Raw genomic sequence first — 21898 nt, 5'->3', positions numbered from 1 at the left:
TTATTTAAACCCAATACTGTGGATAAACTCTATTTTTGTGCAAATTATTATAAAACAAACTTACAATTACCAAAATAACAGCACCAACCAAAGTTGGAAATATTAAATAATCCCAATTAGCACCTAATAAAAATATTATTAATGGATTTGAACCTGCTGGTGGATGAACTGTTTTTGTAGCCATCATCAAAGCTATTGCAGTTGCTAAAGCTAAAGCCATACTTATATAATCATTTCCTACAAAATGTAAAAAAAACAGTCCTATCAAAGAAGATATAAAATGCCCAAGAATAACATTTCTTGGTTGAGAAAATGCAACTTTAGGAAAACCAAATAGTAAAACACAACTAGCACCAAATGAACCCATAACCAAGAGATTGTCATAAGTTTTTGTAAAATAGCCAATAGTTGCTATTGCTATAAAACTCCCAATAAAAGCAAAAAATATCTCTTTTAAAGTTGATCTATCAGCTATTTTTTCTTTTTGCCCAATAAATTTTTTAAGATAATTATTCATTAATTTCCTTTATAAACCAAACGATTGTTTGAATAATAAAACAAAAAAAAGATTAGATTAAACTAATCAATTTTTCACCAACTTTTAAATAACTTTCAGGAGTTTCATATAGATTCATCATCATGATAGCACCTTGAGTTAATGAAACATACTCTATTGCAAGAACTTTTGCTTCATTTCTGCCATATTTGTTTTCAAGTATTTTTATTAAGGCATCTTCCCACGCACTAAAATACTCTTTTATAACTTCCTTGAATTCTAAATTTTCGCTACTAACTTCCAAAGCTAAATTTCCTAATAAACAACCGCCTTTACTATTTAAAAAATACTCATCTGTTTTTTTTACAAAAAGTTTCATTTTTTCTAAATCACTTAAGTTTATTTGGTAAGCAATACTAAAAATATTATCTACAAAATAGTTATGAATATATTTTAAAGACTCTATTCCTATTTCATCTTTACTTTTGAAATAGTGATAAATACTACCTTTTATAAGCCCACAAGCATCAGCAATATTTGCCATAGAACAGTTGTAATAACCTTTTGTTTTAAAAAGTTTTATAGACTCTTGTAAAATCTCTTCTTTTGATGTTTTTTTAATTGCCATATTTTATCCAAACGATTGTTTGATAAAATTTTAGTTAGATTAAACTTTGAAAAAGCTTATACAAATTATTTTATAGGTTTAAAAAATTCACAAATATCAACTTCTAAAACATCTGCTATTTTTACTAAATGTTCAATATTAAAATGTTTATTTTTATGATAAATTTCTGCTACAGCTATTGTCCCTACTGATTTATGACCAATGGCTAAAGATAATGCAAGTTGAGAAATATTTTTTGATGTTCTCACTCTTTTTACATTTTGCCCTATTATTTTATAAACTTCTTCCATTTGTTCATTTGTAATACTACAATCTTTCATTCACTTACCTATAGTTAATTATTTTATAAGTATAGAAACAATAAAATCTTCTCACAAGTAACTATAGTTACTTAAAAAATAAACTCAAAGGAGCTTTTATGGCAATAGGAAATGTAATGGAAAAAGGTAATTATGTTTATATTTATGATGAGAAAAATCAACAAACAGGTATGATTTCGATTTTTCCAAATAATGGAGATAGATTAATGGGATATACTAGTAGTACAATAAATGTAAAAAAGGGGTCTTATGTTTATACTTATAACGAAAAAGCACAACAAATATCAATGAGATCAATCTAATGACAAAAGGAGATAAGTTATGAATAAAATTAAAGATTTTTCTTTTAAATCAATGTTAGAGTCAGGAGTTATCATTATGATAATTCCTTTAGTATATTTTTTATTTCAGGGTGTAGGTATTAATAGTATGCCTTTATATATATTTACAGGAATTACTATTTCTCATTTATATAAAATGTGGTTAATTTATGATGAAGTTACAAAAAACAATAATAAAGAAGAGTACAAGAAAGTTGCAAAACAGACCAAAACTACTGTATTGGTTTTTAGTGTTATCACATTTATCTTGATATTACTTGCTTTAATTGGTATATTCTTTTCTGAAGAAATTATTGTAGATGAAGAGTTAAAAGTTGCTTTTATTTTTGAAATTATTTTAATATCTTCAATATTATTAGTTAGTTTAAGAATAACAAATAATCTATATGACAGATTATTTGAGGGCAAATAAAATGATTAATATTCTGAAATCACTTATAGCAATTTTTTTAGTAGTACTATTATTTAGTGCTTGTGATAGTGAACCACAAGTTCAAGTGGAACTTCAACCTTTTAGGAATACAAACTATCCTCAAATTATACACCATAGCCTTATAGTTACTGTATTAAAAGATAATCTTGAAATCAAAGACATAATAGTTAATAATAAAGTAGAAGATTGTGACCATAAAGGATATATTAAATTTTCAGATTCTAAAGTTAATAAATTACCTGCAATTTTAAATTCTTACCAATCTATGACAATAACTTTTTTGAGTTGTAGAGTTAAAAAAGTTGATATTTTAACAAATCAAGGAGATTGGAGTTTTGAATTTAAGTAATATGAACTTTGTATATTTTCAATAATTGAAAATATACAAAGAAAAAATTAGTTTTAAATAGTTATATTTCAAAAGCATTTTTTACAATATCTACTCCATATTTTTCTCGTAATTTATGTATATTATTATTTAAATCAACTTTTTTTATTTCATCTTCATAATCAAAAAGGTTTGAAGTAAAGCCATTGGTTTTGGAAAAATTAAAAACTGTAATATATAATTGCAAAATACCATGTGTTCTATGTAAGTCTGTATCTTCAAAAAGTTTTATCATATAGTTTTTAAAATCTATTTCATTGAAAAGTTTTGAAACATTTATAGAATTTTTAGATTTTACACCAAATTCATATCTAATTAAAATTGAATAAGATAGTGGATTTACTTGCTCTTTTTTGATAATAAAACTAAGATATCGAGATAAAATCATAACCCGCCTTCTTAACTCACTTCTATCAAAAATAGCATCAAAACTTCTCCCTATTCCAAGACTTTTTCTTTCTCTTTGGATTGTTAAAGTATTATCTCTTATCCCACAAACACGATTATATGTATCCTCTCCTATTTTTCCCCAAGAATAAAAAAGTTTTTGATTCTTTCTTATATCTCCTAAAGTATTGATATTGTACCCCTTTAATCTATTACAAAAGGCTTTTCCGATTCCTGTAAATTTCTCTATTGGAATGTCTTTTGTAAAAGCTTGTATATCTTCACTTTTAATATATTTTATACCATTTGGTTTGGCAAATTCTGTAAATAGTTTTGATAAATATTTTGTTTTTGAAATACCTATGGAAACTGGGAGTTGAAGTTCAGATAAAATTCTATTTTTAAGCTTAAATGCAAAATCTAAAACTTCATTTTCATCTATATAACCACTTAAATCTCCAAAAAATTCATCAATTGAAAACTGTTCAATTATAGGAATTTCATCTTCTAAAATAGCTTTTAGCTTTTGAGACAATTCATCATATAAACTATAATTTGGTATCACCATCTTTAAATGTGGGCAAAGCCTTAAAGCTTCATTCACACTCATTGCAGTTTTTACTCCAAACTTTCTTGCTTCATAAGAACAAGTTGTTATAATACCTCTTATTCTTCCATTCTCATCAATAAAATAATCTTTTGAATCTACTTCTTCATTACTACTTAATATTTTGCTAGAAAAAGCTGCACGATTTACAGAAATAGTTCTTATAGTTTTTTTTGAAGAGAAAATATCAGTATTACTTCTTCCTCCAACAGCAACTGGAATATTAAGTAACTTTTTATCTAAAGTTCTATGAGCAGATACAAAAAAACAATCTAAATCTAAGTGAATAAACATAAGAGAATTTTACTTAAAAATTTTAAATTGTTCAAAAAAGATTACAAATTGTTATATTTTTACTAATTTAAAATTTCATATAAAATATAAAAAGGTGAAATTCACCTTTTTATTTAAAATCTATATCTAACATAAGCTCTAATATCTTGTGCTTCTTTAACTGCACTTCCTTCAGCTTCTGAGATTTTGACAGGCGTTCCATCGGCTCCAAAGAATGAGTTAGAACCTGTATAATCATAATCCATATAAACATAACTTAATCCAAAACTTATAGCCTTAGTAATTTTTTGTGTTCTATATATTTCAAAAGCTTGACCACGAACAGCTATTTTACTTCCAGCATAAGTATCTTCACCATAAGTCATAGAACGCCAATATTTACTTCCTTTATTCCACTCAAATCCAATTTTGGCACTATCTGGAGTAATAGGACAAGGTGCATTTACTCCTAACCATACAGAGTAACCAGTTTCAGAGTCAGTTGAGCCTAACATTCCTTTTGAATTTGGATTTGTTCTACTCATAGCAAATGAAGCAAAGGCTGTTGTATTATCCAAATAATCAGATATTTCATTTCCTATACCATTTGTCATAAATAGTGCCGTTACAAAATCCATATCTCCAACATCTTGAAATGATGGTTTATTCATTTGTAAATTATACGCTGTATTTGCATCTGGACTCATTTTATATTGCCCATAAGCATTATTAAAATTACTCATTGATTGATTATCAAATCCTATTAAATTCCAAGTATGAGCATAGTTAAGATGTACTGAATATTGCCCATTATCATACGGAACAGCTATAAAACCTAACATATCAACATCAACATTTTTATCTTCATCTTTTGAATATGCTGGTTTAAACATATCAAATCTTGGAGTTGCATTTGTCAATCCTCTCCCACCACAAATTTTCAACCAAGAACCAGTAAGGCCCAATATATTTTCTGTATCAACTTTAAATGAAAAGCCATCAAATTCAACATCAACGACATGAGAAAGTGGTGAATTTTCTTTTTGATCATTTCTAAGATTGATAGGTAAACCATCTGTTGATGGTCTTCTTCCTATTGAAATAGACCAAGGAGTATCAGCACCAAAAATTGTTTTATCCTGATATAACCAATAAGCCTCTTTTACCTTTAGTGAGTTATCATTTGCATTTTCATTTGTTACCCAATCAAAATTTGCATAACCTGGATTTGTATTTGATTGAGAATGATCTGCTGAATCTCCAAAAGCTTTATTATAAGACAATTTTCCAATAAAAGATGAGTTATCATCTGCTTTATATTTTGCACCTAACCACAATCTGTTCGTTAAAAGTGATTTATTTTTAGAATGACTTCCATCAACATGTTTGTATTGGATATTATCAACTTGTGTTCTAAAATCAACATCCCATTTCAAATTATCATTTGCACTTTGTATTTTTGCATCTGTTGCTGTTTTTTGAACAGAATTGAGCTTTTTCTCTATATTTTCAATTCTTTTTTCATCAATATTAACAACTGATTGTTGAATATTTTGTGTTGGGGCTATATTTGAAACTACTGTTTCAAGTTCTTTATCTTTAGTTTCTTGCAAAGCTACCTTTTTTTCTAAGGCTTCAATTTGTGATTTTAAAGCCTTTATTTGTTCTAACATCTCTTTATTGATATCAGAAGCAAAAGAAGTTGTTGCAAGTGCTGTAACAACAGATAATACTATTAATTTTTTTTTCATAACTTTCTCTTAATATAGTTTATTTTAAATCAAAATAACGATAAATTCGTAATTTAAAGTTATTTAGCAAGATGGAGCATTTCCTGAATCACTTGCATAGTGAATTAAAAAATCCATAATGTCTTTTTTGTCTTTTTCACTTATATCACTAGACTTTGCAGTTGGACAAAGTTTATTAAGCTCTTCTGCAAACTTTCCTTCTTTTGATATATTTTCCCAATCATCTTGCGTATGTTTAGCTGCAAAATCTGTTCCATCCATCCCACAAGGTTCTTTTAAAAATTTCACAAAACTTCTTTGCCCTTTATCTACATCTGCGAATAATGAAGATGTTGTAAATCCTAAAACTAAACTACTTACTGCTAACACTTTTAATATTTTCATATTAAACTCCTTAAATTATTTTGTGAAAGAATTATAACTACAAAAAATAAAATTCATATAAAACATATAGATAAATTCTGAAATAATTGAATATTTATTTTATTAAATAAAGTTCGTATTTACAGTACATATAAGAAGTTTTTATAAATATTATAAATAATTTTAACTTATATTATAAATATTCTAATTTTTTATTATTAATAAATACTTAAAAACTAAATAAATATTATTTTAATAAAATATTGCGATAAATTAATAATATTTATTTATAAATATTTCATAAATTATTATAATGATATGTATTGAATTTAATCTTTTATTAAGAAAAAAACATTATCATTAACCTTGTATTACTAAAATTTAGGAGAGAAGATGAAAAAACTTGCGTTTTTATTTTTATGCTTATCAAGTCTATCTTTTGCGGTAGATTATGATCCACAAAGAGGACAGATGCTATCTTTATCGTGTGCAAACTGCCATGGAACTGATGGAAAATCAAATTCAACATTCCCGTATATTGCTGGTTTAGACAAAGATTATTTGTACAAAACTTTACTTGATTTTAAAACAGGTAAAAGAACAGATACATATATGATGACGAAACATACAAAAGGTTTCACAGATGAAGAGTTAGAACAACTATCTTACTACTTTTCAAAAGTTAAATAAGCAAAAAGGATAAAAAATGTTAAATAGAAGAAATTTTAATAAGTTACTTTTAGGAGCAACTGCTCTATCTTTGACTGCTTGTAATAGTTTATCAAGTAGTAGTGTATCATTTCCAGCAAACAAAAAAAGAGTTGTTATTGTTGGTGGTGGATTTGGTGGAGCTGCAACTGCTCGATATTTGAGAAAATTTGACTCTGAAGTTGAGATAGTTTTAATTGAGAAAAATAAAGAATACTATACTTGTCCATTTAGCAATGCAGTTATTGCTGGTATGGAAAAAATGGACTTTATAAAACAAGATTTAAAAACATTATCTAAAAAACACAATATAAATGTTGTGTATCAAGAAGTGAAAAAAATTGATGGAGCAACAAATAGTGTTATTTTAGAAAATGGTCAGATTATAACTTACACAAAATGTGTTGTATCTCCAGGGATTGATTTCAAATATGAAAAAGGTTACACAAAAGAAGGTGAAAAATATTCTCCACATGCGGTAATAGCTGGAGAACAAACTATATTACTTCAAAAACAACTTGAAAATATGAAAGATGGTGGAACATTTGTAATGGTTGCTCCTGCTGATCCTTTTAGATGCCCTCCTGGTCCATATGAAAGAATTTCACTTGTAGCACACTATATAAAAAATAATAAACCTAACTCTAAAATAATAGTTTTAGACCAAAAAGATAAATTCTCTAAACAAGCATTATTTACAAATGGTTGGAAAGAACTTTATGGTGACCTAATTGATTGGAGAGCTGCACAATTTGGAGGAAAAGTTGTAAGTGTTGATCCTATTAAGAAGATAGTTGTAACAGAAGATGAAGAGATACAAGCTGATGTTTTAAACTATATTCCAAATCAAAAAGCTAGTAAATTGGCATTTGATTCTGGTCTTATTGTAAAAGGTGATTGGGCTCCAATTTATCCAAAAACATTTGAATCAAAGCTTGTAAAAGATGTTCACGTAATAGGAGATGCTTCAATAGCTCAACCTATGCCAAAATCAGCATTTAGTGCAAGTACACAAGGTAAAGTTGTAGCTTTACAAATAGCAAGATTTTTGAAAAATCAAGAACCAATAAATCCTCCAAAGCTTGCTAATACTTGTTATAGCTTGTTAAACCCAACTTATGGTATATCAATTGCAGCTGTTTATAATGCACACGATGATCATATAGAAAGTGTTCAAGGTGCAGGAGGAGTAAGTCCAGATCATGATGAAGGATTTATTAGAGAACTTGAAGCACAGTATGCTTACTCTTGGTATAAAAGTCAAACAGAAGATATTTTTTATAACTAAAAATCTAAAATCCAGAGAAATCTGGGTTTTAAAATATCATACTTATTTTTTTAATTTATAAAATCAACTTTTTTAGATATATACTTACCATTAAACTCTAATATTTTTATATTACAATTATCTTTTATAGTTTCACTATTTCCACTTGAAACCACTAAAGAGTTACTTTCAAAAACTGCACTTATCATACCTGAACCATATTTATTATCTCTTGTTACTATAAATTCACCATTTACAATTTTTCCTAAAACTGCTTCTGTACGATTTTGTTTTACATTGAACTCTTTTTTATTTAATGCAAAAGTAAAATCATGATAAAAAGCTATTTCACCTTGAAATTTTTTTAATATTGGAATAACAAACAAATAACAGTTTATCATAGCAGCTAGTGGATTACCAGGTAGTGATATAACCAAACTATGATTCAAAGTTCCCATCATCATAGCACGACCTGGTTTTAAATTTACTCCATGATACGCAATATTCAATCCACATTTTAAAAATGCTTGTGCTACAAAATCAGCATCTCCCATAGATATTCCACCACTTGTTACAATGATGTCAAAATCTCTTAGATTTTTAATAAATTCAATAGATTTTTCCAAGCTATCAGGAATAACTCCACAATAAGTACTTTCAAAATTTTTCTCTTTTAATTGTGCATCAATAGCAAAAGCATTGCAATTATAAATCTCTTCATCATCAGCTTTTTCCCAAGGCTCTTTTAATTCATTGCCCGTAGATAAAATAGCAATTTTTATTTTTTTAAAAACATCTATTTGTGTTAATCCTTGACTTGAAAAAAGTGCAATATGTGAAGAGTTTATTTTTTCACCTTTTTTTACAATAATATCACCTTGCTTTAACTCTTCACCTTTTAATCTTAAATTTGCACCTTTTTTTATATTATGGGGTATTGTTACAAAATCTTTTGATAAATTTTCACAAAATTCAATAGGAATTATCGTATCAATGTCATTTGGAGTTTTTGCTCCTGTCATTATCTTATAGCATTCATTCTCTTTTAAAGATTTAAACTCTCTTTTATCTCCTGCAAAAATAGTATCTTTTATACGTAAAGTTTTTCCAGCATCACTATATTTTATAGCAAAACCATCCATAGCAGAATTATTAAAAGAAGGAAGATTTTTAACACAAACAACATCTTTACTTACAACTCTTCCCAAAGAGTAAATAAAATCTATAATTTCTGTTTTATTTGTAGGATTTACGAGTTCTAAACTTGTTTTACAAGCTTCTTGAAAATCTAAATAATTTAATCTTTCTTTCATTGCCTATTCTCCAAAACTTCTTATTTGTTTATACTTTTTATATATCAAATCAACTAATAAATCTATTTTTTCATAATTTAGATTTTCATTAAAACTAAAACTCAAAGCATTTCTACTTGTAGTTTCATCATAACCCATAGCTTGTATAACTCTTGATGGTTTGGATAATCCCAAACTACAACCTTCTCCATTTGATAAAAAGACATTTTCAAAAGCCAAAGTTCTTATAAGTTCCCTTGCCTTTATACCTTTTAAAGCAATATGAAAACTATTTTTTAAAGTTTTTTCATTGTCCACAAAAAAGTACAAATCATCTTTAAACTTTTGCTTTAATTTTTCTATAAAAATATCCTTCATTGTAATATCTTTTTTTATATTTTTATATGACTTAAAACAAGAATATATAGCTAAACTATCTGTAAAACCTATATGTAATTGTTCTAAAATATCATCATTAAAGCATATTACTCCATTTAAAGAGTAACCACTTAATTTATAGTTATCAAAATATATGATATCACTAGATTTACTAAAATTTGCACTTGTATTTGAGATAATTTTTGCTTTTGTAAGTTTTTTTATATCTTCTAAAGATACTTTTAAAAAAGTATCCATAACATAAGATGAAATAAAAATATAATCAAACTCTTTTTTATCTAAAAGTTTTAAATCAATACTTCCATCTTGATTTAGAGGTAAATATTCTACTTCAAAACCTAAACTTTCATACAGTTTCGCACCATCAATTAAAGCTTGTGTTTCTCCTAAACTAATGACTATTTTCCCTTTTAATTCTAAAAAAAGACCTAAAAACCCCTCTTTTGAAAAAGAAAAAGTTTTAAGTTTTTTAAAACCAAAGTAGTTTAAAAAATCAAAACATAAATCATCAAAATTTGAATTTGAAACTAAGCTATCAAGACTTAAATTAAAATCTTCTATTTTAATTGGATTGTATTGCAAAAAATTTAATTTAATCAACTTTCACTCTTCCACTATGTGTATAAACATTCATTCTATGCTCTCTTGCAAAACCTATAAGTGTAACTCCATGTTCACTTGCGGCTTTTATACCTTCAAAAGTAACAGCTGCTTTTGATACAACTATTGGTATTTTGTGCATTACACATTTTACAACCATCTCATTTGACAATCTTCCAGTTACATACAAAACAGATTTTTTTAAATCTTTTCTAGCCATAGTTACAAGTCCTATAACTTTATCAATAGCATTGTGTCGTCCAATATCTTCTGTTTCAAAACATGTCCCATCTTCTAACACAATTCTTGCTTTATGAACACATCCTGTGTCATCAAAGAGCTTTGAAGATTTGTTAAATTCACTCATTTGTTTTAAAATAAAAGTCGATTTTAAAGTATATTGTGTTGATATAAAAGAACAATCAAAAACTTTTTCAGCATTTCCAGTAACTCCAACACAACATCCAGAAGTAAGTGTTTTTTGTTTAAACAAGTTTTCATAAGCTATTTTTGAAATATAAGCCTCAACAAAAACATTTAAACCATCTTCACTTATTTTTAATGATTTTATATCATTAATATCTGAAATCACTGCTTCACTAAGTAAAAATCCAACAATATGAGCATCTTGATGCTCTTTTATACTCATAACAGAGATTAGTTTTTCACCATTTAAGTAAAAATCTATTTTTTCATCTTTTATAACAAAATCTTCAAAACTCTCAAAACTATCTTTTGAAAATTTATCAACAAAAATCTTTTTTGTATTACTCTTTTCACAAATAGGAAAAGAAGGGAAGTTTTCACTTCCAAAAACTTTCGTCATCTTCTTTTTTCCTCTTTTTTAATAACATCTTCTAAAACATCAGGGGCAAGTTGTTGTAAGAATTCTCTAGGATATTTACCTGTTATCAAACCTTTTAAATTTCCTTTTACTGCAACCAATACTGAATACACAAAATCCATTAAAAAAAACATTATTAATACACTTGATCCAAAGTGTACATAAAGTAATGCTCTTTTAAACTGTATATATTGTGCATTTGTATATGCATCTGGATGTATAAACCAGATTAAAAATCCACTTAAAAGCAACCCTGCTCCCATTGCTACAAATGCTATAAATATAATTCTTTTCATTGGTTTATATTTACCTGGAAGAACTATCTTTGCTATCAAGCTATTTTTAGACAATATTTTCAAATCTTTAAAAGCAATTATACTCATCATTAACCAAAACGGAAACCAAAGAAGTCCAGTTACTTCATGAGTTCCTCTAAGTATAAATGGAATATATCCTCCTTCACTTCTAAGACTCCAAGTTATATTAAATCCTGTAATTATCAAAGCTATTATAATAAAAACATTTAACCAAATTATTGCTCTATGAACAATAGAAAAAACTTCTACTTGATCATTTGGGTTTGTAATTATTGCTTCTTTTCTTCCACTTATTGCGTACATAACACAAAAGATTGCTATTTCACCTACAAAAACCCACCAAATAAAAAGTTGTCTTTCATTACTAGCTCTTATTATTTCAGGAGCAATAGCTTCATAATTTGGTCCAAATGCTCTATTTACCATCTCTTGGTAGTGAGTTTGTGCTGGATTTAAAATACCATCAATATTACCACCTGTCAAAATATGGATTGTATATTTTATTAGATATTCCCAATCAATTACCATTAAGAATCCAACAAACACTCCACCTACTATTGACAATCCCAAGAGGGTAAAGATATATGCTTTATTTCTTTGAAAAAACGAGCTATTTTCCATCAATTATTCCTTACCATCCATATGAATCAGTGGCTATTCCTTTTCCTTTATGAGTTGCTCTATATGTTTTTATCAAAGCTACTTCATTGGCATCACCAACAAGCAAGGCTTTTGTTGAACACATCGAAGCACACATTGGAACTTTACCTTCACTAATTCTATTTTGTCCATACTTCTTATACTCTTCTACAGAGTTTGTCTCTTCTGGTCCTCCTGCACACATTGTACATTTATCCATTTTCCCTTTTGTTCCAAATGCACCATTCTTTGGAAATTGTGGTGCACCAAAAGGACAAGCAAACAAACAATATCCGCATCCTATACATTTATCTTTATCATGTAAAACTATCCCATCTGTTCTTATATAAAAACAATCTGTTGGGCATACTTGTTGGCATGGTGCATCTGCACAATGCATACAAGCCATTGACAAAGAAAACTCTTGTCCTACAACACCTTCATTTATTGTTACTACTTTTCTTCTATTTACTCCTACTGGTACTTCATGTGCCTCTTTACAAGCTACTACACAACCATTACAATGAATACATAAAAGTTCATCACAATAAAATTTCATTCTTGAAAAATCTACATTGCTACTCATTTTTTCCTCCCTATGCTCTTTCTATTCTTACAAGTGAACATTTCGTTTCTGGACAAGCTGTCTGTTGATCAAATCCATAACTTGTTACTTGTGTTGAGTTTTCACCCATCGCATACGGTGCAGTTTTATCAGGATATCTATGAGTTAAATCCTCTCCACTCCACCATCCAGAGAAGTTCTGTGGTAAAAATACTGATTTTTCATCTACTCTTAAACTAACTTTACATTTTATTTTTATCTTTCCACCACCAGTTCCATAAACCCACATCATTTCACCATGCTTAATTCCAAGTTTAGAAGCCAAATTTGGATGTAACTCTCCATACATCTCTCCACTTAACTCTGCTAAATAGTGTGATGCTCTTGTCTCTGTCCCTGTTCCCATATGTTCAACTACTCTTCCTGAAACTATATTAATCGGGAATTCTTCTACCCAATTTTTTTCAGTTTGTCTACTTCTATAAGGTACATCAACTCTCCAGTGATTTGTTTTATCAGCTGAAGCTGGATATTTTTCAATCAAATCTGGTCTAAATGAGTGTAATGGCTCTCTATGTTTTGGTATTGGGTCTACAAATGATGGAGCTATAGTCATAGCTTTTGCATTTCCATAAGGACAAAGCCCAGCTTCAAGTGCATATTTTACTAAAAGTCCACTATCATCATTTTTCCAGTTTTTACCTTCAACCAATTTTTTCTCTTCCGCACTTAAAGTAACTCCAGCTAACTCTTCAATATTAACTCCTGTTATTTCAGCATATCCACCTTGAACTTTAGAACCTTTTGGATAGCTTCCATCAACTGCAAGTAAGCTTACACCATTTCTTTCTAATCCAAAGTTAGCTCTAAATCCCATACCACCTTGAGAAACTGGTAAATCTGTATTATATAAAACAGGACTTCCTGGATGAGTTTCACTCCAACAAGGCCATGGTAATCCATAATACTCTTTTGCAAATTCTCCAGTTCCTTTTAGGCTAGAGTTATTAAATAAATGCCAATTTTCCTGCTGTTTTTTTAATCTTTCAGCAGTAACACCTTTCATTCCAATAGTTTTTAATGCTCTTGAAATCTCATTTGTTGCATCTTCTGGCCATTGGAAACTATTTCCTTTTCCCATACCAGCAACAAATTCATTATAGAATCCCATTCTTTTTGCAAAATCAAATAAGATATCATGATCCGTTCTTGATTCATACATAGGCTCTACAACTTTACTTCTCCATTGTGCACTTCTACCTGTATTTACAACTGTTCCAGATGTTTCAACTTGTGAAGCAGCTGGTAATAAGAAGAGATTATCACTTCTTGTTGTAATAACCGTAGCATCATTTACATATGGATCTATAAATACTACTAAATCTAATTTATCTAAGGCCTCTTTTATTCTTTTAACATCAGTAACCGTAGAGATACCATTTCCAATACATACTAAAGCTTTAATCTGTGTTCCACCATTATGTCTTGCATTTGCTTCATTGATAATATTATCTGCAAAAAGTGAAAGAGTATTTCCTCTAGCTTCCATAAGCTCTTTTGATTTAAATCTTCCTTTTAACCACTCATAATCAACATTCCACTGTTTTGCAAAATATTTCCAAGAACCTTCAGCTAAACCATAATACCCTGGTAATGTATCAGCAAGACATCCAATATCAGTAGAACCTTGAACATTATCATGCCCTCTTAAAATATTACATCCACCACCAGCTTTTCCTACATTTCCTAAGATTAACTGCATAATCGAACCAAGTCTTGTATTTGATGAACCAATAGTATGTTGTGTCCAACCTTGATTCCAAATCAAACATCCTGGATTTGAACTTGCATATAGTGTTGCTGCTTGAATTAAAGTCTCTTTTGGAAGTCCAGTAATATATTCAACATGTTCAGGCGTATACTCTTCACACTCTTTAAATATCTCTTCTACTCCATATACTCTATCGTTTAAGAACTTTTCATCATACCATTTGTTTTCTCTTATAAGTCTTATCATACCGTAAAGAAAAGCAACATCTGTACCAGTTCTAATTCTACAATATAAATCAGACTTAGCAGCTGTTTTTGTATATCTTGGATCTACAACGATGATTTTTGCACCATTTTGCTCTTTACCTTTTAATATATGTTGCATTGCAACAGGGTGATTATCAGCAGGGTTTGAACCTATGATAATAATGGCTTTAGAATTATGCATATCTCCTAAGTGATTTGTCATAGCTCCATATCCAAATGTACTTGCCACACCGGCAACTGTTGGACTATGTCAAATTCTAGCTTGGTGATCTATATTATTTGTTCCAAACATTGAAACAAATTTTCTAATATAATATCCTTGTTCATTACTAACTTTTGCTGAACCTAAAAACATAACAGAATCTGGTCCAAATTTCTCTCTTAATTCCAATAATTTATCACTGATTTTACTCATAGCACTATCCCAAGATACTCTATTCCATTTTCCAGCAACTTTTTCTATTGGATACTGTAATCTATTTGTTGATCTGATTTTATCAATCATATCAGCACCTTTACAGCAATGTCCTCCATTACTTATTGGGTGATCTTGAGCTACCTCTTGTCTTACCCAAACTCCATTATGAACTTCAGCTATTACTCCACATCCTACTGAGCAGTGAGTACAGATAGTTTTTACTAGTTTTGAGCCTGGATATGGATTTTTTACCTCTTCATCCGTAGCATCTCTTAAAACTTTTTCCGTACTTGCAAAAGCAGATGTTGCACTAAAAGCTGTTGCCAAAGAAGCCATTTTTAAAAATGTTCTTCGTCCAAAGCTATTTGCTCCCATTTGTTCTCCTTTTTAAAATTTTAAACTATTTAGCAACTTTGTAAAATTGATTCCACGCTGCTGATTTATTATAAAGAATCTCTTTTTTAGTTGATCTTCCTACAACTACTCCGTTACCAACATTACTATTAGCCCCTCTATCTTGTCTTTCAGTTGTTGCTGCTGTTGCAACTACACTTCCAGCCAAAACAGAAGCCGCTATTCCTGCTCTTTTTAGGAATTGCCGTCTTTGTGCTAACTCTTCACTCATGATAACTCTCCTTTAAATTAGATTTAGGGTTAAAAGCCCCGATAAAAACTTAAAAAAGTTCTTATCGTGGATTTTAGTCCACTTTTATGATTTTATATCCAGATATGCTCTTTCAAATCCCATAAACTCTTTTAAAATTACTCCAACTCTTGAATAAATAAAACTAGAACTTCCAATAAGTTTATAAAAAAGTTCATCAATATATAGAGTTAAAACTTCTACAAAAAGTTCCTTTTGTACATCATCTTTTAACTCTTTTGATATTTGTTTATCCAATAAATAAGCGCTTAGAGTAAATATAAAGCCATAGTGATCTTCTTGTGCAGTAAAAGATTTTTCATCTTTTCTTATAGTTGTTTTTGCTAATACATCTTTTACTTTTAATTGCATAAAACCACCTTCTCTTCTTTCATGATACCAAGAAGCACCAAGAGGAATATATTCATCAAAAGGGATTAAAAACAGATCTTGATATTCATTGAAAATTGAATTTGTTGATTTTACTTTTAAATAATCAATTAACTCTTTTGAAACATCACTAACCTCTTGACTAAAAGAGTTTTCTGATAAAATCTGTAACTTTTTTAAAATTTCATCTTGTTTTGTTTTAGTATACTCTTCTACAAAAAGTAAAGATAAAAGATTATATATAAAAGCCCTTGCTTTATCTATTTCAATACTATGCATCTAATAATCCTTGTTTTATCATAATTTTTGCTTTACAATCTTCACAACAATAAAGAGTTCTTTTTTTAGTTTCACTTTGTTTTGCAAAAATTGGTCCCATAATAGCAGCAATTTTTTCTATTGCTTTTGTTGTAGCAAACTCTTTTCCACACTCAACACAGGCAAAAAGTTTATCTTTAGCTAAAATAGACTCTGTAAACCAAACTGGACTTAATTCTATCTCATCTTGTTTTATAGTCAAACAATCTTTTTCTGGACATACAACTTCACAATATCCACAACCAGTACAAACAGATGGATTTACTCTTAAAGTAAAATCAGCTTCATTTGCAAATAGTGCATCTACATTACATGCACCAACACATGATAAACATAAAGTACAGTTTGATTCATTTACTAAAACTCTTCCATAATGGATATTTTCACCAGTTTTTACAACACCTAAATCATCATTTCCCACAACTTTTTGAAGTCTTTGAGCAAATATTTCTCTTTTTTTAAGTTCACTTTGATTGAAATTAAAATATGAATTTTCTATAAAACTAACTTCACTTAAAGCATGTTCTAAATCTTCTTTATTCTCAACTAAATAAATAGCCTTTTTATTGTATTTTTTAAGATATATATCATTTAAAATTCTTATTGATTCTTTTGAACCTTTTGATATATTTTCACTAAAATATACTAATTGAGAACTTGAAACTTGTAAATATGTAAGGAATATAGCCTCATCAAAAATATCTCCAGTCGTTACAAGGGGAAATACATTCTCTTTTAAATCAGTATCAACACTATTTAAATCAACATTTGATGAAATTATCAAAGGATGTCTATTTTTATAAAAAAGGCTTATTTCATATAAAGATTCTCTTGAAGTAGCAGCACTATTTAAAGAACCGCTAGGACAGGCACTAACACACTCTCCACAAGCAATACAATCAACATAAGAGAATACTAACTTTTTATTTTTATCATCTTTTGTTATAGCATTTGTAGGACAAACTTCTTCACACTTTGAACAAGTTTCACTAACTCTTCTATCATCATATTGACAGATACTTTTATCATAAAGAATAGTTTTCTTAAATGAAAAGCTATCTATATTATCTCTAATTTTTTCTAAAGTATTTTCTACTCCCAAAATATTTGGATCAAAAATACCAGTTTTTGTTTTTTTCAAACTTTGATTGAACCAAACAATTTGAGAAGTAGGAAGTTTTATATCTTTATCATTGCTATTTACAATAACTTCAAAGTTTCCTATACTATTTTTTATCTCTTTTATAAGCTTTGATTCAACTTTATATAATTCAAACTCATTTTTATTTAAATTCTCTATAAAAGATTTGTAATCTTCTACATCATCATAAATTATCATCAAAGAGTTTGATATTTCAATATTTTGTGGTAAATCTTGTGAAAAATCAAATTTTGTAGCATTTATCTCATAAAGTGCTGAAACATTTGTAATCTTTGAAGCTAAACTATCTTTTGAATTTTTTATATAAAAATCTATTTCTGGTGCTAGAAATTCACTTTTTGCATTTATTGAGTTTGATATAAGATAAGTATTATCTTTTAAATCTTCTGAATTAGTAACTACTTGGATTTTTTCATTTAAAGGGAAATCCAAAGCCCCATTATTAAAGTATATAAACTCCTGCATAACCTATGCCCTTAATTTTTAGTAAAAAATATTTTACTTTATTTTATAGCAATATTTGTTAATTGAAACTTAATTTATAAAATTTAAACCACTTTATTTAAGTACATTAAAAAAATTTATAACAATTTTAAACATTTTTAAGTAGACTTATAAATGTTTAAAAAATTAATATTTATTTCACTTATTCTTATTATATCTTATTTTATTATTTCTGAAAAACAAAATACTAAAAATAATATTATTATTGGTTCATCTTTAGCTTATAATGGTAGTTTAAAATCTTGGGGCGAAACTGTATATAATACAGTAAATGCTTACTTTAAATATACAAACGAAAATAATTTAATTCAAAATAAACATATAGAATTTTTAGCTCTTGATGATAAATACGAACCCAATCTAACTTTTGACAACATCAAGTCAATCTTAAATAATGATATTTTATCTTTTTTTGGAATAGTTGGAACTCCAACAATAAGAAGAGTAATGCCAATTTTTGAAGATAATCAAACTCCTTTTTTCTCACCATTTTCTGGAGCAAGTTTTTTAAGAGATAAAGATTTTGACAATATCATAAACTTTAGAGCTTCTTATAAACAGGAAATTGAAAATATTATTGCTTATATTACAAATACAAAAAACCTATCAAAAATATCGATATTTTATCAAAATGATGAGTATGGAGAAGATGGTTATATATCAACTTTACAAGCATTAGAAAGTAAAAATTTAGAATTAATTTCAGCAGGAACATACAAAAGAAATACACTTTCTATAAACCATGCTTTCAACGAGATAAAAAATTCAAAACCAGAAGTTATTTTACTAGTTGGAGCATACAAAGCAAATGCTTTATTTATAAAAAAAGCAAAAAAAGATGAATTCCTAAAAGATGTTATTTTTTGCAATATATCTTTTAGTGATGCAAACTCTATTATAAAAGAGTTAAAAAATTCAAATGTAGATAGCTCAAACATCATATTTTCAAATGTAGTTCCAAATTATGATGATAAAAATTTAAAAATAGTTCAAGAGTATCAAGAAGTTATGCAAAAATATGCAGTCAATAAAGAGTTAGGATTTATATCTTTTGAAGCATTTTTGGCTTCAAAAGTTTTAATCGATGCAATAATTAGACTTGAAGGGAATTACTCTTCAAGAGAACTTATTTATGCTTTAAAAAATCCACCAAAAGATATTTTAAGTGAGATAAAACTGGAGTTTGAAAATCATCAACTTTTAAATACTACTTATCTTTTTGAATATAAAGACGATAAATTCCAAGAGATTTTAAGATGAAAAAACTTTTTTTAAAACTCTATAAATATTTTGAAAACCTCAAATTTGAGTACAAAACTAATTTTTTAATATTTATTGTTTCAGGAGGAATGTTTTCAATAATTGTTTTATCACAAATATCTATTTTTATACTAAAAGATGATTTTGATACACTATTTGACAAAAGGACGAAAAGCTTAATACAACTTGAGAATATAAAAGATTATTTTACGATAAATATTCAAGATACTTTAAATGAGTTTGAAAAAAATAGTCTAAACTATGAACAATCTTTAGAAGTTATCCAAATAGCAAATGAAATAATAATAAAAAATTGGCAAAGCTATAAAAATAGCATAGATTTAAACAAAGAATCTTTTATTATGTCTTTTATAAAACAGCATTTTACAAAACCAAATTCATATTATAAAAATGAAGTGTTAAAAAAGTCAATAATTGAAAATATTGATAAAAGAATGTTAAAAATATTCGAATATCTATCAACTTTAGATGAAAAAAACAACAAAGATTTTTTTACAAATATAAATTTTGAAATAAATTCTATTTCTGTATATATAGGAAGTTTAGTAAACTATGATCTAACTTTAACAATAAACGAAAAAAGAGATACAGATAATATATTTAGTATTTTTACAATATTCTCTTTCATATCTATATTTTTTGTTCTTGTTTTTACGATAATTTTATCGGTATTTATAACTGTACATTTTAGAAAACTATATAATTCTCAAGAAAAAATTGTAGAAGAAAAAACAAAAGAGTTAAAAGAATTAAATAGCAATTTAGAACAAAAAATAAAACTTGAAGTAGCTAAAAATAGGAAAAAGGATATTATTATGTTTCAACAAGCAAGATTTGCATCTTTAGGTGAAATGTTAAATAATATTGCCCATCAATGGCGACAACCATTGGGTTCAATCAGTATGATTATTCAAAGTTTTCAAACAAAAATGAGTTTAAATAAACTATCAGCCGAATTTATAGATGAAAAAACAAAAGATGCCTTACTTTTAGCACAAAATATGTCAAATACCCTAGATGATTTTAAAAACTTTTTCTCTCCAACAAAAGAAGAGAAAGAGTTTTATATAAAAGATTGTTTAGAACACTCAATAGAATTATCAAAATATTTTTTAACAAAAGAGAGTATAAAAGTAGAACTAAAAGTAAAAAAAGATGAGAAAATAAAAAGTTATTACAATGAATTATCACATATTTTCTTAAATATTATATCAAACTCAAAAGATGCTTTAGTAAGTAATGTTGATAAAAACGATAGAATTATAAAAATTGTTGTAAATAGTTTAAAAGGTCATATTTTTGTCAATATTTCTGACAATGGTGGAGGGATTGATCCTAATATTCTTCCTAAAATATTTGAACCATACTATACAACAAAATATAAAAGTGCAGGAACAGGAATCGGGCTTTATATGTCAAAACAAATCATTGAAAGACATTTAAATGGTCAAATATCTTGCAAAAATATAAAAAATAAAATAGAAGATAAAAGTTTCAATGGAACATCTTTTATAATAAAAATACCAATAAATAAGGAATTAAATGATTAAAAATTTAGAAATTCTAAAAAATTTTAATGTTTTGTATCTTGAAGATGATGATAGTTTATTGAAACATACAACTGATGTTTTAGAAGACTTTGTTCAAAATATCTATTCTGTAAAAACAACTGTTGATGCTATGAAAATATTACTTGAAAAAAAGGTTGATGTAATCATAAGTGATATTTTACTCGAAAATGAAAATGGTATAAATTTTTTAAAATATATAAAAAGTAAAAATATAAAAATCCCAACTATTTTGACAACTGCTCATACAGATACAAACTATTTACTAGAAGCTATCAAACTAAAAGTTGAAAACTATATAGTAAAACCTATAAATATCCAAGAACTTTTAGATAGCTTGTATGATGTACTTTTACCAAAAGTTCAAGAAAGAGAATTGAAAAAAAATAGCAATATTATCAAAACTATTTCAGCTATCACAGATAGTAAACAAGTTGAAATTGTAAAACATATTTTCAATAACTTAGATGAAAATAATCAATTTTATGCTTCATATTCAGATGTTATGGAACAATTTGCTATATCTAAACCTACTTTGATTAAACTATTTAAAGATTTAGCAGATAAAAATATTTTGAAAAAAGTATCTCACAAAACTTATAAATTTGATGATAATGCTTTAAAAAACATTTAAAATTACAAAGAAGTTATTTCTTTGTATGCTTTCAGATTAGTATTTCATTCTCCATATTTAGAAGTGCTTATTTCAACTCCTTCATAAGAAGTGGTTTTGATAGCAGACAAAATTTCTTCTATTTTTACTTTTTCATCATATATTACACTTACTTCTTTTGTATTGAGTCTTGCACTAACTTTTTGAACTCCATCAATACTAGAAATAGCTTTTTTAACAGCAGTTGTACAAAGTGGGCAGTGCATACCTTCTACTTTAAAGATTGAAATATTTGAAGCAAAAACAAAATTTACTAAAATAAACAAAATAGATAAAATCTTCATAA

The 21898-nt window shown here is 27.4% G+C and carries 24 protein-coding genes; 8 read left to right on the top strand and 16 right to left on the bottom strand.

The genetic code is table 11. The annotated features are described in order from the left end of the window. Nucleotides 1–4: 4 nt before the first annotated feature. The 3 genes from ACNSOS_RS11110 to ACNSOS_RS11100 all read right to left on the bottom strand — a co-directional run bounded on the left by ACNSOS_RS11110 (nt 5) and on the right by ACNSOS_RS11100 (nt 1444). Entirely contained in the window at nt 5–517 is a 513-nt protein-coding gene (locus tag ACNSOS_RS11110; protein ID WP_418185345.1) for an HPP family protein, read from the bottom strand. 52 nt (nt 518–569) lie between these two features. Next, complete coding sequence (locus tag ACNSOS_RS11105; RefSeq protein WP_418185344.1) at nt 570–1124, bottom strand: TetR/AcrR family transcriptional regulator; 555 nt, start codon at nt 1122–1124, stop codon at nt 570–572. A 65-nt stretch (nt 1125–1189) separates the two neighbouring features. Continuing rightward, complete coding sequence (locus ACNSOS_RS11100; RefSeq protein WP_418185343.1) at nt 1190–1444, bottom strand: helix-turn-helix domain-containing protein; 255 nt, start codon at nt 1442–1444, stop codon at nt 1190–1192. A gap of 98 nt (nt 1445–1542) precedes the next feature. Here ACNSOS_RS11100 and ACNSOS_RS11095 point away from each other — a divergent pair, with 98 nt between their 5' ends. Genes ACNSOS_RS11095 through ACNSOS_RS11085 form a run of 3 tightly spaced genes read left to right on the top strand, consistent with a single transcriptional unit; the run spans nt 1543 to nt 2567 of the window. After that, nucleotides 1543–1746: a hypothetical protein gene (locus tag ACNSOS_RS11095; RefSeq protein ID WP_418185342.1), complete on the top strand. Its 204-nt coding sequence runs from the start codon at nt 1543–1545 to the stop codon at nt 1744–1746. 19 nt (nt 1747–1765) lie between these two features. Then, complete coding sequence (locus ACNSOS_RS11090; protein WP_418185341.1) at nt 1766–2197, top strand: hypothetical protein; 432 nt, start codon at nt 1766–1768, stop codon at nt 2195–2197. A gap of 1 nt (nt 2198) precedes the next feature. After that, on the top strand, nt 2199–2567 hold the full coding sequence (locus ACNSOS_RS11085) for a hypothetical protein (RefSeq protein ID WP_418185340.1): 369 nt from the start codon (nt 2199–2201) through the stop codon (nt 2565–2567). Nucleotides 2568–2628: 61 nt separating this feature from the next. On the opposite strand, the gene ACNSOS_RS11080 is transcribed toward ACNSOS_RS11085, so the two are convergent. The 3 genes from ACNSOS_RS11080 to ACNSOS_RS11070 form a co-directional block, all read right to left on the bottom strand. Next, nucleotides 2629–3894: a Y-family DNA polymerase gene (locus tag ACNSOS_RS11080; RefSeq protein ID WP_418185339.1), complete on the bottom strand. Its 1266-nt coding sequence runs from the start codon at nt 3892–3894 to the stop codon at nt 2629–2631. 113 nt (nt 3895–4007) lie between these two features. Beyond that, the gene (locus tag ACNSOS_RS11075; RefSeq protein ID WP_418185338.1) at nt 4008–5624 is read right to left on the bottom strand and encodes a DUF3373 family protein; all 1617 of its coding nucleotides are present in this window, start codon (nt 5622–5624) and stop codon (nt 4008–4010) included. A gap of 63 nt (nt 5625–5687) precedes the next feature. After that, nucleotides 5688–6008 carry a cytochrome C gene (locus ACNSOS_RS11070; RefSeq protein WP_418185337.1) on the bottom strand — a complete coding sequence of 107 codons (321 nt, stop codon included), beginning with the start codon at nt 6006–6008 and terminating at the stop codon, nt 5688–5690. 372 nt (nt 6009–6380) lie between these two features. Between ACNSOS_RS11070 and ACNSOS_RS11065 the strand changes: the two genes are divergently transcribed. Continuing rightward, the gene (locus ACNSOS_RS11065) at nt 6381–6677 is read left to right on the top strand and encodes a c-type cytochrome (protein WP_418185336.1); all 297 of its coding nucleotides are present in this window, start codon (nt 6381–6383) and stop codon (nt 6675–6677) included. A gap of 16 nt (nt 6678–6693) precedes the next feature. Continuing rightward, nucleotides 6694–7983, top strand: coding sequence for an FCSD flavin-binding domain-containing protein (locus ACNSOS_RS11060; protein WP_418185335.1), 1290 nt, complete (start codon nt 6694–6696; stop codon nt 7981–7983). A gap of 50 nt (nt 7984–8033) precedes the next feature. Here ACNSOS_RS11060 and ACNSOS_RS11055 read toward each other — a convergent pair whose 3' ends face one another. From ACNSOS_RS11055 to ACNSOS_RS11015, 9 genes are all read right to left on the bottom strand, one after another. Further along, nucleotides 8034–9275 carry a molybdopterin molybdotransferase MoeA gene (locus tag ACNSOS_RS11055; protein WP_418185334.1) on the bottom strand — a complete coding sequence of 414 codons (1242 nt, stop codon included), beginning with the start codon at nt 9273–9275 and terminating at the stop codon, nt 8034–8036. A 3-nt stretch (nt 9276–9278) separates the two neighbouring features. Continuing rightward, the gene (locus tag ACNSOS_RS11050; RefSeq protein WP_418185333.1) at nt 9279–10253 is read right to left on the bottom strand and encodes a cysteine desulfurase; all 975 of its coding nucleotides are present in this window, start codon (nt 10251–10253) and stop codon (nt 9279–9281) included. Continuing rightward, nucleotides 10246–11079 (bottom strand): formate dehydrogenase accessory sulfurtransferase FdhD, encoded by an 834-nt coding sequence (gene fdhD / locus ACNSOS_RS11045; protein WP_418185332.1) that lies wholly within the window; start codon nt 11077–11079, stop codon nt 10246–10248. The genes ACNSOS_RS11050 and fdhD overlap by 8 nt, the downstream gene beginning before the upstream one ends. After that, entirely contained in the window at nt 11076–12035 is a 960-nt protein-coding gene (locus ACNSOS_RS11040) for a cytochrome b/b6 domain-containing protein (RefSeq protein ID WP_418185331.1), read from the bottom strand. The genes fdhD and ACNSOS_RS11040 overlap by 4 nt, the downstream gene beginning before the upstream one ends. Before the next feature lie 10 nt (nt 12036–12045). Then, a complete protein-coding gene (gene fdh3B, locus ACNSOS_RS11035; protein ID WP_113895444.1) occupies nt 12046–12639 on the bottom strand; it encodes a formate dehydrogenase FDH3 subunit beta in 594 nt (197 codons plus the stop codon). Between the two features lie 10 nt (nt 12640–12649). After that, nucleotides 12650–15448: a molybdopterin-dependent oxidoreductase gene (locus tag ACNSOS_RS11030; protein WP_418185330.1), complete on the bottom strand. Its 2799-nt coding sequence runs from the start codon at nt 15446–15448 to the stop codon at nt 12650–12652. 25 nt (nt 15449–15473) lie between these two features. Next, nucleotides 15474–15698 carry a twin-arginine translocation signal domain-containing protein gene (locus ACNSOS_RS11025; RefSeq protein WP_113895419.1) on the bottom strand — a complete coding sequence of 75 codons (225 nt, stop codon included), beginning with the start codon at nt 15696–15698 and terminating at the stop codon, nt 15474–15476. An 84-nt stretch (nt 15699–15782) separates the two neighbouring features. Continuing rightward, nucleotides 15783–16385 (bottom strand): TorD/DmsD family molecular chaperone, encoded by a 603-nt coding sequence (locus ACNSOS_RS11020; RefSeq protein ID WP_418185329.1) that lies wholly within the window; start codon nt 16383–16385, stop codon nt 15783–15785. Continuing rightward, complete coding sequence (locus tag ACNSOS_RS11015) at nt 16378–18051, bottom strand: 4Fe-4S binding protein (RefSeq protein WP_418185328.1); 1674 nt, start codon at nt 18049–18051, stop codon at nt 16378–16380. The genes ACNSOS_RS11020 and ACNSOS_RS11015 overlap by 8 nt, the downstream gene beginning before the upstream one ends. A gap of 153 nt (nt 18052–18204) precedes the next feature. On the opposite strand from ACNSOS_RS11015, the gene ACNSOS_RS11010 reads away from it, so the two are divergent. The 3 genes from ACNSOS_RS11010 to ACNSOS_RS11000 all read left to right on the top strand — a co-directional run bounded on the left by ACNSOS_RS11010 (nt 18205) and on the right by ACNSOS_RS11000 (nt 21573). Beyond that, nucleotides 18205–19350: an ABC transporter substrate-binding protein gene (locus tag ACNSOS_RS11010; RefSeq protein ID WP_418185327.1), complete on the top strand. Its 1146-nt coding sequence runs from the start codon at nt 18205–18207 to the stop codon at nt 19348–19350. 89 nt (nt 19351–19439) lie between these two features. Continuing rightward, entirely contained in the window at nt 19440–20921 is a 1482-nt protein-coding gene (locus tag ACNSOS_RS11005) for a sensor histidine kinase (RefSeq protein WP_418185326.1), read from the top strand. Next, on the top strand, nt 20914–21573 hold the full coding sequence (locus ACNSOS_RS11000) for a response regulator (protein ID WP_418185325.1): 660 nt from the start codon (nt 20914–20916) through the stop codon (nt 21571–21573). Before ACNSOS_RS11005 ends, ACNSOS_RS11000 begins: the two co-directional genes overlap by 8 nt. A 44-nt stretch (nt 21574–21617) precedes the next feature. Here ACNSOS_RS11000 and ACNSOS_RS10995 read toward each other — a convergent pair whose 3' ends face one another. Then, nucleotides 21618–21896, bottom strand: coding sequence for a heavy-metal-associated domain-containing protein (locus tag ACNSOS_RS10995; protein WP_418185324.1), 279 nt, complete (start codon nt 21894–21896; stop codon nt 21618–21620). Between the last annotated feature and the right edge of the window lie 2 nt (nt 21897–21898).

Source organism: Aliarcobacter vitoriensis (assembly GCF_048320235.1).
GTDB lineage: Bacteria > Campylobacterota > Campylobacteria > Campylobacterales > Arcobacteraceae > Aliarcobacter > Aliarcobacter vitoriensis.
This window is presented reverse-complemented; position numbering and strand designations above follow the sequence as displayed.

Excerpts from the sequence above, each read along its gene's own strand:
- ACNSOS_RS11110 (WP_418185345.1), bottom strand. The coding sequence starts at position 517 with ATGAATAATTATCTTAAAAAATTTATTGGGCAAAAAGAAAAAATAGCT.
- ACNSOS_RS11105 (WP_418185344.1), bottom strand. The coding sequence starts at position 1,124 with ATGGCAATTAAAAAAACATCAAAAGAAGAGATTTTACAAGAGTCTATA.
- ACNSOS_RS11100 (WP_418185343.1), bottom strand. The coding sequence starts at position 1,444 with ATGAAAGATTGTAGTATTACAAATGAACAAATGGAAGAAGTTTATAAA.
- ACNSOS_RS11095 (WP_418185342.1), top strand. The coding sequence starts at position 1,543 with ATGGCAATAGGAAATGTAATGGAAAAAGGTAATTATGTTTATATTTAT.
- ACNSOS_RS11090 (WP_418185341.1), top strand. The coding sequence starts at position 1,766 with ATGAATAAAATTAAAGATTTTTCTTTTAAATCAATGTTAGAGTCAGGA.
- ACNSOS_RS11085 (WP_418185340.1), top strand. The coding sequence starts at position 2,199 with ATGATTAATATTCTGAAATCACTTATAGCAATTTTTTTAGTAGTACTA.
- ACNSOS_RS11080 (WP_418185339.1), bottom strand. The coding sequence starts at position 3,894 with ATGTTTATTCACTTAGATTTAGATTGTTTTTTTGTATCTGCTCATAGA.
- ACNSOS_RS11075 (WP_418185338.1), bottom strand. The coding sequence starts at position 5,624 with ATGAAAAAAAAATTAATAGTATTATCTGTTGTTACAGCACTTGCAACA.
- ACNSOS_RS11070 (WP_418185337.1), bottom strand. The coding sequence starts at position 6,008 with ATGAAAATATTAAAAGTGTTAGCAGTAAGTAGTTTAGTTTTAGGATTT.
- ACNSOS_RS11065 (WP_418185336.1), top strand. The coding sequence starts at position 6,381 with ATGAAAAAACTTGCGTTTTTATTTTTATGCTTATCAAGTCTATCTTTT.
- ACNSOS_RS11060 (WP_418185335.1), top strand. The coding sequence starts at position 6,694 with ATGTTAAATAGAAGAAATTTTAATAAGTTACTTTTAGGAGCAACTGCT.
- ACNSOS_RS11055 (WP_418185334.1), bottom strand. The coding sequence starts at position 9,275 with ATGAAAGAAAGATTAAATTATTTAGATTTTCAAGAAGCTTGTAAAACA.
- fdhD (WP_418185332.1), bottom strand. The coding sequence starts at position 11,079 with ATGACGAAAGTTTTTGGAAGTGAAAACTTCCCTTCTTTTCCTATTTGT.
- ACNSOS_RS11040 (WP_418185331.1), bottom strand. The coding sequence starts at position 12,035 with ATGGAAAATAGCTCGTTTTTTCAAAGAAATAAAGCATATATCTTTACC.
- fdh3B (WP_113895444.1), bottom strand. The coding sequence starts at position 12,639 with ATGAGTAGCAATGTAGATTTTTCAAGAATGAAATTTTATTGTGATGAA.
- ACNSOS_RS11025 (WP_113895419.1), bottom strand. The coding sequence starts at position 15,698 with ATGAGTGAAGAGTTAGCACAAAGACGGCAATTCCTAAAAAGAGCAGGA.
- ACNSOS_RS11020 (WP_418185329.1), bottom strand. The coding sequence starts at position 16,385 with ATGCATAGTATTGAAATAGATAAAGCAAGGGCTTTTATATATAATCTT.
- ACNSOS_RS11015 (WP_418185328.1), bottom strand. The coding sequence starts at position 18,051 with ATGCAGGAGTTTATATACTTTAATAATGGGGCTTTGGATTTCCCTTTA.
- ACNSOS_RS11010 (WP_418185327.1), top strand. The coding sequence starts at position 18,205 with ATGTTTAAAAAATTAATATTTATTTCACTTATTCTTATTATATCTTAT.
- ACNSOS_RS11005 (WP_418185326.1), top strand. The coding sequence starts at position 19,440 with ATGTTTTCAATAATTGTTTTATCACAAATATCTATTTTTATACTAAAA.
- ACNSOS_RS11000 (WP_418185325.1), top strand. The coding sequence starts at position 20,914 with ATGATTAAAAATTTAGAAATTCTAAAAAATTTTAATGTTTTGTATCTT.
- ACNSOS_RS10995 (WP_418185324.1), bottom strand. The coding sequence starts at position 21,896 with ATGAAGATTTTATCTATTTTGTTTATTTTAGTAAATTTTGTTTTTGCT.